The 11,775-nt window shown below is 72.3% G+C and carries 7 protein-coding genes and 2 pseudogenes; 4 read left to right on the top strand and 5 right to left on the bottom strand.

The window, feature by feature from the left end; genetic code table 11:
* Window positions 1-275 (bottom strand): annotated as a pseudogene (locus HMPREF3159_RS12350) (hypothetical protein); the annotation flags it as partial.
* Window positions 276-377: 102 nt separating this feature from the next.
* Between HMPREF3159_RS12350 and HMPREF3159_RS12345 the strand changes: the two are divergent.
* The 4 genes from HMPREF3159_RS12345 to HMPREF3159_RS12330 are packed head-to-tail and all read left to right on the top strand — an operon-like array spanning window position 378 to window position 5,337.
* Window positions 378-1,670, top strand: a complete 1,293-nt coding sequence (locus tag HMPREF3159_RS12345) for an ABC transporter substrate-binding protein (RefSeq protein ID WP_070501279.1) — start codon at window positions 378-380, stop codon at window positions 1,668-1,670.
* Window positions 1,671-1,701: 31 nt separating this feature from the next.
* Window positions 1,702-2,655 (top strand): carbohydrate ABC transporter permease, encoded by a 954-nt coding sequence (locus HMPREF3159_RS12340; protein ID WP_070501278.1) that lies wholly within the window; start codon window positions 1,702-1,704, stop codon window positions 2,653-2,655.
* 2 nt (window positions 2,656-2,657) lie between these two features.
* The gene (locus HMPREF3159_RS12335; protein WP_070501276.1) at window positions 2,658-3,584 is read left to right on the top strand and encodes a carbohydrate ABC transporter permease; all 927 of its coding nucleotides are present in this window, start codon (window positions 2,658-2,660) and stop codon (window positions 3,582-3,584) included.
* 46 nt (window positions 3,585-3,630) lie between these two features.
* Complete coding sequence (locus HMPREF3159_RS12330) at window positions 3,631-5,337, top strand: glycoside hydrolase family 13 protein (RefSeq protein WP_070501274.1); 1,707 nt, start codon at window positions 3,631-3,633, stop codon at window positions 5,335-5,337.
* A 509-nt stretch (window positions 5,338-5,846) separates the two neighbouring features.
* On the opposite strand, the pseudogene HMPREF3159_RS18210 reads toward HMPREF3159_RS12330, so the two are convergent.
* From HMPREF3159_RS18210 to HMPREF3159_RS12310, 4 genes and pseudogenes are all read right to left on the bottom strand, one after another.
* A pseudogene (locus HMPREF3159_RS18210) lies at window positions 5,847-6,281 on the bottom strand (HNH endonuclease); the annotation flags it as partial.
* Between the two features lie 1,208 nt (window positions 6,282-7,489).
* A complete protein-coding gene (locus HMPREF3159_RS12320) occupies window positions 7,490-9,169 on the bottom strand; it encodes an FGGY family carbohydrate kinase (protein ID WP_070501270.1) in 1,680 nt (559 codons plus the stop codon).
* A gap of 253 nt (window positions 9,170-9,422) precedes the next feature.
* The gene (locus HMPREF3159_RS12315) at window positions 9,423-10,283 is read right to left on the bottom strand and encodes a thioesterase family protein (RefSeq protein WP_083305936.1); all 861 of its coding nucleotides are present in this window, start codon (window positions 10,281-10,283) and stop codon (window positions 9,423-9,425) included.
* A partial coding sequence (locus HMPREF3159_RS12310) for a hypothetical protein (protein ID WP_246821630.1) occupies window positions 10,280-11,775 on the bottom strand: 1,496 nt, incomplete at its 5' end. The genes HMPREF3159_RS12310 and HMPREF3159_RS12315, both read right to left, overlap by 4 nt.

Below are 11,775 nucleotides of genomic sequence, written 5' to 3'. Positions count from 1 at the left end.
GGGCGGCCTCGCGAGACGGCGCCGCCGCGCTCGGCGGGGGCCTCCTCGAGCCATCCGGCCTGCTCGAGCTCGGCGCACACGCCGAGCACGGTGGCGCGGGTGAGCCCGGTGGCGGCCATCGCGTCGGCCGCGGTGAAGGCTTCGGCCGCGAGGGCGTGCTGGAGGAGCGCCTGGCGGTTCGCCCGACGCATCAGCTGCGGCGAGCTGACCCCGCGGTCAGCGGACCGCACCTCGCCGACCTGGGACTTCTCCCCGGATCGTGGCGGTGTTGACATGTCCGGACCACCCCCTCCATACTTTCGATAGACAGTAAATATAACCTCTAGCGTAACTACCGTCGCATCACTGCGGCGACTCCGCTCCCCTCCAAGGAGACGATGGTGTCATCCTCGATCAGCCGGCACGCGCGGCACTCGCCGACGCGGCCCTCGCGACGCGGCGTGCTCGTCGGCGCGGGCGCCGCCCTCGCCGCCTCGACCCTCTCCGCCTGCGGCGCCGGCGGTGGCAGCTCGCAGCTGACGCTCTACCAGTCCAAGCCCGAGGCCATCCCCTTCTTCTCGCAGCGCGCCGGGGAGTTCTCGCAGGCACAGAGCCGGTTCTCGGTCCAGCACGACATCGCCACGAACCTCTCGGCGAGCTTCGTGCGCAACAGCCCGCCGGACCTCGGTTGCCTGAACTACAACCTCGAGATGGGACGCTTCATGGAGCGCGGGGCGCTCTCGGACCTCTCCGACCTCCCCGTGGCCGGGCAGATCCGCGAGGACGTCGCCGAGCTCGCCGACTGGTATCCCACCTACGAGGGCCGCACCAGCGTGCTCCCCTATTCGGTCACCGCCGCCTCGGTGATCTACAACCGGCGGATCTTCGACGAGCACGGCCTGGAGGTCCCCACCACCTGGGACGAGCTGCTCGCGGTGTGCGAGACGCTGCAGGCCGCGGACGTCATCCCGATCTACGCGACCTTCCTCGACGCGTGGACGGTGGCGCAGGGGCTGTTCGACTACACCGTCGGCGGGCTCGTGGACGTGCGGGAGTTCTACCGGAGGATGCACGAGATCGGCGAGGACGTCGGCCCCGACTCCGAGGTCTCCTTCCAGCGCACCCTGCTCGAGCCGATGCAGCGCCTGGGCGAGCTGCTCGCCTTCGTGAACCCCGATGCCGCCAACCGCGGCTACGGCGACGGGAACACCGCGATCGCCCAGGGCAAGGGCGCGATGTACTTCCAGGGCCCCTGGGCGCTCGGCGAGATCGCGAAGGCCGGCACGGACGTCGAGCTGGGCACCTTCCCGCTGCCGATGACCGACGACCCCGCCGATCTCAAGGTGCGCGTGAACATCGACCTGTCGCTGTGGGTGCCCGAGGCGGCCAGCAGCCCCGAGGGTGCGCGCGAGCTCGCGCAGTTCCTGATGCGGCCCGAGGTGCAGGACCCCTACAACGCGGAGTTCCTCGCCTTCGGCACGAGGACCGACGCCCCGCCCGTCACCGACGACCGCATCGCCGAGATGCAGCGGTACTACGACGAGGGCCGCTTCTACATGGGCGCCTCGCAGTTCATCCCCCGCTCGATCCCGGCGGAGAACTACATCCAGTCGATCGCCGGCGGCGCCGACCCCGAGCCGGTCCTGGCCCGCATGGACGCCGACTGGGCCCGCCTGGCCTTCCGGGAGTGAGCGCATGACGACCCCACGACAAGGAGCACCGATGTCGACGACGACACCGACGCGCGAGCCCGGGACCGCGGACGGCGCGGCCTCGGACGCCCCGGCAACCGGGCGCGCGTCCGTCCCGCGCCGCTCGCGGCGCCGCACCGACCCCCTCTACCTCCTGTTCCTCCTGCCAGCGCTGGCGCTGTTCACCCTCGCGGTGACGCTCCCGGCCGTGCTCGGCTTCGCCTACAGCTTCACGAACTCGATCGGGTTCGGGGACTGGGACGTCATCGGGCTGCGGAACTACATCGCGATGTTCCGCGACCAGGGGATCCTGGACTCCTACCTGTTCACCCTCGGGTTCGCGCTGGTCACCGTCGTGCTCGTGAACGCGCTGGCGTTCCTGCTGGCGCTCGGGCTGACCTCCCGGATCCGCTTCACCGCGGCGCTGCGCACGATCTACGTGATCCCGATGGTGATCTCCGGGATCGTCATCGCGTTCGTGTTCCAGTACCTGTTCGCGAACACCGTGCCGATGCTCGGCGAGGCGCTCGGCTCCGAGGCGCTGTCGGTCTCGATCCTGGCGAACGAAGACTGGGCATGGGTCGCGATCGTCATCGTGACGGCCTGGCAGTCCATCCCCGCGACGATGCTGATCTACATCGCCGGGCTCGTCACGATCCCCGCCGACGTGTACGAGGCGGCGTCGATCGACGGCGCGACGGGACGGCAGAGCCTGTGGCACATCACGCTGCCGCTGGTCTCCGGCTTCGTCGTCATCAACACGATCCTCGGCTTCAAGAACTACCTCAACGCCTACGACATCATCGTCGGCCTCACCGACGGCGGGCCGGGCGTGGCCACCCGCTCGGTCGCGATGTCGATCTTCCGCGGCTTCGAGGGCGGGGACTACGCCTACCAGATGGCCAACGCCATGGTGTTCTTCCTGATCTCGATCGCGCTCGCGGGCCTGCAGCTCCGCCTCACCCGTGGAAGGACGGTGCTCTGAGCATGTCGACCGCCGCACCCCTCGCCCCCGCCTCTTCCTCCGGCTCGCCTTCGGGCTCGTCCTCGAGCACCGCCCCGACTCCGCGCCGCCGCCGACGCGGTCGGGTGGGCCGCGACCGCGTGAACGTCACCACGACCGCGCTGCTGATGCTCGGCGCGCTCACGGTGCTCGTGCCGCTGTTCGTGACCGTGAACATGTCGCTGAAGACCACCGAGCAGGCGGTCGACGGCAATGCGTTCAGCCTCCCCTCGCCGCTGACCCTCTCGAGCTTCGCGGAGGCGTGGAGCCTGACGAACTTCCCGCGCGCCTTCGCGATCTCGCTGTTCATCACCGTGGTCGCGGTGGCCGGGGAGATCGTGATCTCCTCCCTCGCGGCGTACGCGATCGTGCGCAACTGGGACCGTCGGCTGTTCCGCTGGTCGTTCTTCTACCTGCTGGCGGCGATGTTCATCCCGTTCCCGGTGGTGGCGCTGCCGCAGATCCAGCTCACCGGGATTCTCGGGCTGGACAACCCCCTCGGCGTGGCGATCCTGCACATCGCCTTCGCGATGGCGTTCAACACGCTGCTGTTCACCGCGTTCCTGCGCACCATCCCGCTCGAGCTCGAGGAGTCGATGCGGATGGACGGCGCCGGCACCTGGCGGGTGTTCTGGCGGCTGATCCTGCCGCTGCTGGGACCGATGTGCGCGACCGTCGGGATCTTCGCCTTCATCCAGTCGTGGAACGACTTCATGATGCCCTCGCTGATCATCTCCGACCCGGCGCTGCAGACCGTCCCGGTGCTGCAGAACATGTTCCAGACGCAGTTCAGCAACAACTACAACGTGGCCTTCGCGTCGTACCTGATGGCGATGGCCCCCGCGATCATCGTGTACCTGTTCGCACAGCGCTGGGTGATGTCGGGCCTCACCCAGGGCGCGATCAAGTGACCCAGCCCCCTCACCACCACACCCACACGACCGGAGGATCCCCATCGTGACCACCGTCCCCCAGAACCTTCCCGCCGCGCTGCAGGCCGACGCCGACTGGTGGCGTCAGGCCTCCGTCTACCAGATCTATCCGCGCTCCTTCGCGGACGGCAACGGCGACGGGATCGGCGACCTGCGCGGGATCATCTCCCGCGTGCCGTACCTGCACAAGCTCGGCGTGGATGCGGTGTGGCTGAGCCCCTTCTACCCCTCGGCCCTGGCCGACGGCGGCTACGACGTGGACGACTACCGCGACGTGGATCCGCGGATCGGGACGCTCGAGGAGTTCGACGAGATGGTCGCGGCGCTGCACGGCGTCGGGATCCGCCTGATCGTGGACGTCGTTCCGAACCACTCCTCGGACCGTCACGAGTGGTTCCAGGAGGCGCTCGCCTCGCCGAAGGGCTCCAACGCCCGCGAGCGGTACATCTTCCGTGACGGGCGGGGAGAGAACGGCGAGGAGCCGCCGGCGGACTGGACCTCGATCTTCTCGGGCCCGGCGTGGACGCGGGTGCCGGACGGGCAGTGGTACCTGCACTCCTTCGCGACCGAGCAGCCGGACTTCAACTGGAAGCACCCGGAGGTGCACGAGGACTTCCTGCGCACCCTCGCGTTCTGGTCCGACCGCGGGGTGGACGGGTTCCGGATCGACGTCGCCCACGGCCTGGCGAAGGACCTGGGCGAGGTGCTGCCCTCGAAGGCGGAGCTGAAGGAGATGCCGAAGGACGGCACACATCCGCTGTGGGACCGGGACGACGTGCACCAGATCTATGCGGAGTGGCGCGAGCTGTTCGACCGCTACGATCCGCCGCGGATCGCGGTGGCCGAGGCGTGGGTGGAGACGGCGGAGCGTCGCGCGAAGTACGCGAGCCCGGAGGGCCTGGGGCAGGCTTTCAACTTCGACCTGATGGAGGCGGACTTCGACGCCGCGCACTTCCGGGAGATCGTCACCGACAACCTGGCGCAGTCGGAGGTCACCGGCTCCTCCACCACCTGGGTGTTCTCGAACCATGACGGGGTGCGCCACGCGACGCGGTACGGGCTGCCGCCCCGGGCCGGCCGGGACGTGAAGCAGGGCGCGGAGTGGGTGCTCGCGGGCGGTCCCGAGGACGGCATCGACCGTGCGCTGGGGCTGCGGCGGGCACGGGCGGCGACGCTGTTCGAGTTGGCGCTGCCGGGCAGCGCGTACCTGTACCAGGGCGAAGAGCTGGGCCTGCACGAGGTCGCCGAGATCCCCGACGAGCAGCGGCAGGACCCCGCGTTCTGGCGCACCACCGCCGAGGACCGCGGCTTCGACGGGCTGGGCCGGGACGGCTGCCGGGTGCCGCTGCCGTGGACCCGCGGCGGTTCGTCCTTCGGCTTCGGCACGGGCGGGGCGCATCTCCCCCAGCCGGCATGGTTCGCAGACTTCTCGGTGGAGGCCGAGGACGGTGTGCGCGGCTCGACGCTCGAGATGTACCGGGCAGCGCTCCGACTGCGCCGCGAGCTGCAGTCCGAGGAGTCGCTGACCTGGGACGAGACTCTCTCGACCGGGGAGGTGCTGGCCTTCGAGCGTCCGGGCGGCTGGCTGTCGGTGACGAACTTCGGCGAAGCGCCCGTCGCGCTGCCGGAGGGTGAGGTGCTGATCGCCTCGAGCCCGCTCGAGGGCGGCGAGGACGACGAGATCCTGCTGCCGGGCGCGACGACCGCCTGGCTGCGGCGCGCAGCGCGCTGAGCCTGGCGAACTCTCGAGGCGAGGGGCGATCCGGTGGATGACCTCCAGGGTCGCCCCTCGTCGTGAGGGATCCTGCCGGGCACGGGCGCCTGCGGGCTCCTCTGCCCGGAGGGGCCCGCTGACCGCACGGCGTGGGTCGGGATCGTGCGGGTGAGCACCTGAGCGCTCATCGGGCGGGTCATGGTGCAGGCCTCCGCGTCCGTGGTCCCGCGGCTCTCGAGCCCTTCCCCGTCGGCGGCCCCGCTGGTCTCGAGCTGCTCGCCGTCGGAGTCTCCTACGGCTTCCGTCGTCCCCGTCGTCGTATCCGGTGCCTGCGAGTCGTCGGGCATCACCACGAAGGCGGTCGGCCCGAGGCGCTGGGCCCGTCGGACGACGCTCGCCCCGCTGTGGCCCGTCCACTCCACCTGGTGGCCGTCGGCGGCCTGATCGCCTCGGCGCTCGACGGTCGCGTAGCCGTCCTCCTTGCCGAGGTTGTCGTGCCCGCACAGCCCCTGGCCGTTGTCGAGGCTGGTCGCACCGCCGCGGCTGTGCGGGGTGATGTGGTCGTACTGGCGCACGTGGGCGTCGCAGTACGGGGCTCGGCAGCGGCCGTCTCGCAGATGCAGGAAGCGTTTCAGGGCTCGCGGGAACTCGCGGGCTCTCGACTCGACGGCGACGATCTCCCCGCGCGTGGGGTGCTGGAACAGCTTTCGCAGCACAGTCCTGATCGACGGCCCGTCAGGGCCGTAGCGGTCGCAGGCTGGGTCCTCCGGTGCGGCGAGGGCTGCGCGCAGCTCGGCGCGCAGGGCTTCGGCGGGCACCGGGCCGTATCCCTCGATGTACGCCGCGTCGCCGTGCTCGGGAGAGAGCAGTGCCCGGTCGGTGATGATCACGCCGACGTCGAGGGTCTCGAGCTCGAGTCCGCTGTCCCTGCCGAGCAGGGTCCCGACCAGCGCATCGGCCATGAGCGCGCCGTGGCCTTCCCGGTCCCCCTCCGCCCTGCGTCGCTCGGCCTCGAGGGAGAGCCGCTTGTGGACGCGCTTCGCGTCGAGGGCGGGAAGGTGGGCGCTGAGGGTCGCCATGCCGTGCTCGCCCGGGGTGAGGGTGACGTGGCGGGAGCGGCGGGCGATCCGGTGCCGGTGCGCGGCTCCGTCGGGGTCGAGCTCGCCGACGGCGGTCGCGACGGCTCCTCGCCAGGCCTTGACGCCGGCGCCCTCCATCTCGGGCAGGCGCTCGTGGAGCACCTGGTCCACGTCCCGGCGCTGCTGGTCGGTCAGCGGGGCGGAGGTGGTGGCCGCGGCATACGCGACGGCAGGTGTGATCGCGCCGCGGCCGAGGGCGGAGAGCATGCGCGGCATGGAGCCGACGAGTCGGCGCGCGGCGGCCAGGCTCGAGCTCGCGGTGGCGGGAGAGCGGTGTGTCGCGAGGGTGATGTCGGCCGAGGCTCGTCGATCGGACTGGCGGATGAGCTGCTCGAGCGGCGGGAGGATGTCGTCCTCGTGGGCGACGTCGTCCCGTGCCGCGTCGATCCGGTCGCGGAGGGGCGCCTCGGCGAAGGCGACGAGGGTGCGGGCCTCGAGCGCGGCGAGGGAGCTGAGCGCGCCGTGGATCATGTCCAGCAGGTTCTTGATCTCCTGCCGCGGCCGAGCGCCGACCTCGAACATCGCCTGCGGGTCGATCGCAAGGGAGGTGAGCAGGTGGTCGACGTCCCCGAGGAGCTCTGCGAGCGCGGACGGACCGCCCGCATGCAGCGCGGCGAGCACCTGCTCCGGAGCGTGCTGCTCCGGGGCGGGCTGCGGGGGCGTCGTCGCTGTCATGGCCCCATGCTCCCGCGCACCCCTGACAGATGAAATCCTCGACGGAAATTGTGGACAGCGTCGGAGCACGATTCTCCCGACACCGGGAGATTGCCCCGCGACACGTCGACTCCGACACACCTCGAACGCCTATGACCTGCACGCTTGAGTGCGCACCGCGTCCACTGGCACCCCGCCTCCCGCACCGACCGTTCCTCCACATCGCCGCGAATCAGCAATTCTCTCCAGAATTCCCTGTGGAGGAACGATCCGTTTCCCGGACCGGCCCGCCCGTCCACACCCGCTCCCCTCGTCGGCTGCGGCGCCGTTGCACCCGAGTGCCGGCGCCTCCTCCGCCTCCGCTCGCCCGCCTCGTCTCAGCGGAGCCGCTGCACCTGCGCGGCCGCGTCGTACAGGGCGCGGTGAGCGGGCCGCAGCGCGGCATGCTGCGCTGCGGCCGACGGGTCGGGGTCGATCGTCGCCGCCTCCTGTCGGGCGCCGAGCGGGACCAGGGCGTGGTCCAGGCCGAGCGCCTCCGCGGCGACGAGGGCGCAGCCGAGCAGTGCGGCGTCGGTCCCGTCGACGGTGCGCACGGGTCGGCCGGTGACGTCGGCGAGGATCCGCAGCCAGGGCGCGGAGGCGGCGCCGCCCCCGGTCACGGGCAGCGGACGAGGAGAGGTGCCGTCTGCGTGCTCGAGCCCGTGGGCGAGTCCGTGCGCCACGCCCTCGAGCATCGCGGCGTACAGATCGATGCCCCGGGTCCCCGCGTCGATCCCCAGCACGGCGCCGCGCAGATCCCCGTCCCGGACCGGGAACCGCTCCCCCACGATCGAGGGCAGGGCGAGCAGCCCGCTCGGACCGCGGCCGCGCTCCTGCTCCCGCGCCTCGAGCAGCCGATCGGCCCGGGCCGGGTCCGCCCCGTCGAGGACGGCCTGCCGGGCCCAGTCCGCGGCGGCGCCGGCGGAGAGCAGCGCGGAGATCCGCAGGATCGGGGGCTCGGCGGTCGCCGACGACGCTCCGAGAGCGAGGTGGTGCGAGACGCCGGCGGGTCCATCACCGGCTGCCCGCTCGCCGGCGGGTTCATCACCGGCTGACCCCTCGCCGGCCGACTCCACGCCGTCGGGCTCGTCCCCGTCGCGCTCCCCGCCGGCGTCCTGTGCCCCCGTCGGCGACGTCCCGGTCCCGGGCAGCACCGAGGCGAGCCATCCGCTGGTCCCGAGGTAGACGTAGGCGTCGCCCGGCGCGAGGCCGACGATCCCGCTGGTCGTGGCGCCCGCGTCCCCCGGGGCGAGCACGACGGGCAGCCCCTCCGGCACGCCCAGCAGCGCCGTCGCCTCCGCGCCGGTGCGTCCCACGACCTGACCTGCCGCACCGGTCAGCGCGGGCAGCAGAGCCGGATCGAGCCCGGCGGCGCGGGAGATTGCGGACGACCAGTCGCGAGTGCGAGCCTCGAGCAGTCCTGTCGTCGCGGCGGTCGTCGGATCGCACCAGAGCCCGAGCCCCATCCGCGCCACGAGATATCCGGCCGGGCCGAACACGACGCCCTGCAGGTCCGCGAGCTGTTCCGGGGCCGTCCGGAGCAGGCGCAGGTGCATCGCGGCGCAGCTGGTCGCGTCCTGCAGGTTGCCGGTGAGCGCGTCCCAGGAGACGCCGTCCGCAGCGAGCGCGGCGCGCAGCTCCTCCGCCTCGGCGCCCGCGCGGGTGTCGGAGTAGAGGATCGCGAAGCTCGCGGCACCCGCACGCGGGACGGGGACGAGGTCCTGCATCTGCCCGGTGAGCACGAGCGCCGCCACCTCGACGTCGGGCGCCGTGTCCGGCACGGGCGCCGGCGCCGCGCCATCGACCGACGCCTTCGCGGCGGGCGCCGCCTCGAGCAGCTCGACGATCACCGCGCGGGCGGCGCGCTCCCAGTCGCGGGGGTCCTGCTCGGCGGTCCCGTCGGCCGCGTGGCGGGTGGGGTACGGGGCCTCCGCCCGGCGATGGACGGTGCCGTCCAGGTCCAGGAGCGCGGCCTTCGCGGCGGAGGTCCCCAGGTCGAGGCAGAGCAGGTGCGGCATGGCAGTCAGGGTATGCGTGAGCGGGCGGCGCCGTTCCCCGGCGCCGCCCGCTCGTCGCACTGCGTGTGTCCGGCTCAGCCCTGCTCGATCAGGGACAGCTCGAACTCGAGCTGGATCCTGTCGCTGCCCACGAAGCGCAGCGGGATGCCGGCCGTCCTGCCACGGGCCCGTCAGTCCGGAGCAGCGGTCGAGCCGCAAGGGCGGCGCACTCGCGTCGATGATCCCGCAGAACCTGCCATCGGCAGGTGCCTCGTCAGGCCTGGCGAGGGATGGGGCGGACGGTGAGCGTCTGCTGCACCGAGCCGAGCGGCCCCTCCTGGTCGTGGAGGACCGAGCTGGTCAGGCCCTGTCCGGTGGGGCCGAAGGAGACGGTGGTGTCCAGTCCCAGCCAGCGGCCCGTCGGCCGGCGCATCAGGTGGATGGTGAGGTCGAGGTTCGGGAACATCCATTCGCGCGGCGTCTCGCGCACCGCGATGCCGTTGGAGGCGTCGACGGGGACGAGGAAGGTGGCGAGCTCGCCGGCCTCCTCGCCCTCGATCAGGGGATGCTCGGCGCGCAACCAGCTGCGGCCGCGTCCGGGCCGCTTCGGCTCGGCGTCGCGCAGGCTGATGCTGTGGATGAAGCCGCCGGTCCAGTCCTCGGCCATGCTCCGCTCGGGCAGTCCCTCGGGGCCGGGCAGCGGCGGCAGCTCGGTGCCGGCGACCTCGGCGGTCTCCTGCGCGGACATCACCCAGCTGCGGGCGCGGAGCGTCTCGCGCCCGGCGATCACGGCGGTGGTCTCGAGCAGCTCGATGGTGCGGCCGGGGCGGAGCATGCGGGTGGACAGCTCGATCGGCCCTCGGCGGAGCTGACCGAGGATGTCGATGGAGAGCCGGCCGAGCACCTTGTCGGGGTCGGCGTGCTGAGCCCGCCAGCGCTCGAGATGCTCCACCAGCAGGGCGCCGACGGGGCTGATGTGCAGCTCGTCGTCGCTCCACGCGCCGCCCGCGTGCTCGCTGGGCAGGTAGGTGTCGGGGTCGACCGGGACGAAGTACGCCTCGGAGCCGGCGGCGCGGTCGTCGCCGATCGCCTCCGGGCGCGACTCGCCCTGATGTCCCTGGTCCTGACCTGTCATCCCTGGTTCCTCCCGTCCCCGGTGCGGGGAGCTGCGCTCGACGTCGTCCACGACCATCCATCTTCCCCGACGGGCGCGGCCGGGGCGGCCGATTCGGCGCGACGCGCCCGCGCCGAGCGGCGGAACCAGTTCACGAGCGGGCCGGGCACGAAGCGGTCCACGAAGGGAGCGCCGAAGCGCGCGATCACCTCGACGGCGAGGCCGAGGAAGAACGCGACCACCGGCATCCAGGCGGCCAGCGACATCGAGACGCCCATCGCGCCGAGGAAGCCCATCTCGGCGTCCATCCGCACGTGCACCAGCGCCAGCAGCACCAGCGCGCAGAAGGTGTAGGCGAGCGGCAGCGCCGCCCAGGAGGTGAACTGCGCGAGCACGTTCCCGGCCGGGATCTCCCGGTCACGGTGCCACAGCAGCGCGATCAGCAGCGGCACGAGCAGCGCGATCAGCACCATCGGCAGCCACACGTACCAGGGCAGGTCGACGAACCACAGGCTCTGCGTGCCGCTCTGCGGCGTGATGCCCCTCCCCAGCCCGAGGTCGCCCACGTCACCACGTGTGGAGGCGCGCACCGGCACGACCAGCATCCCGAGGCCCGGCAGGAGCGCGAGGGCGGTCGGTCCCCACAGCGGCAGCGCCAGCAGTGCGCCGAGCACGGAGCGCCCCTCCCCGTCGACGATCTGCGCGATCGTCCCGGCCGCGAGGGCGAGGAGGCCGACGGGCACGGCGAAGGCGAGGGCGTGGACGAGCACGAGGCGGGGCGCGGCGGCGAGGTCGGCGACCAGCGGCCACCAGTCGGGCTTGCGCATCCCCGCGAGATGGCCGAGCAGGAGCGGCAGCGTGATCAGCGTCCAGGTGCCGAAGAACATGTCGGCCCCGGCGGCGTGCATCGAGAGGGAGAGGCCGTTCGCGGGGTCCTCGATCGAGACCGCGGTCAGGCGTGTGACCAGCAGCGCGACCAGGGCGACGCCGAGACCGGAGAGGCCGGACCACAGGAGCGCGCCGAGCGGCCCGTTGGAGCTCCATCGCCGCTGGGCGGTGCGCGCTGCGAGGAAGGCGAAGACGGTCATCGCCGCGGTGATCAGCAGCGGCAGGCCGCGCCAGCTCAGGGAGAGGCTCCCCAGGAAGCCCATCTGCAGCTCGGCGTCGTAGGAGCCGAAGCTCGCGAGGGCGACCAGCTGGAACGGGATCCCGAGCAGGCCGATGATCCCCGCGAATCCGGCGTCGTCGGTCGCCGGGGCGGCCGCGCCGCCTGTCGGGTCCGTGCTCGCGCCGGTGTCGGCGGTGAGCACGGCGAGGACCGCCGAGACGATCACGACCAGCGCCGCGAGGAGGGCGACGAGATAGGCGAGCGCACCGGTGACGAGGGTGGGCACCGGGGTGCCGATCCCGACCTTCCGCAGCGTGGCGGTCGCCTGCGCGGCCGACAGGGTCTGCTGGCCGGCGACGGCCACGGCGCCGGGAGCGGGCGAGCCGGGGCCGGACGACGGGCCCG

This window comes from Brachybacterium sp. HMSC06H03 (assembly GCF_001807385.1).
Taxonomy (GTDB): Bacteria; Actinomycetota; Actinomycetes; order Actinomycetales; family Dermabacteraceae; genus Brachybacterium; species Brachybacterium conglomeratum.
The sequence above is the reverse complement of the archived record's forward strand: the minus strand, read 5'-3'. Positions and strand labels throughout refer to the sequence as shown.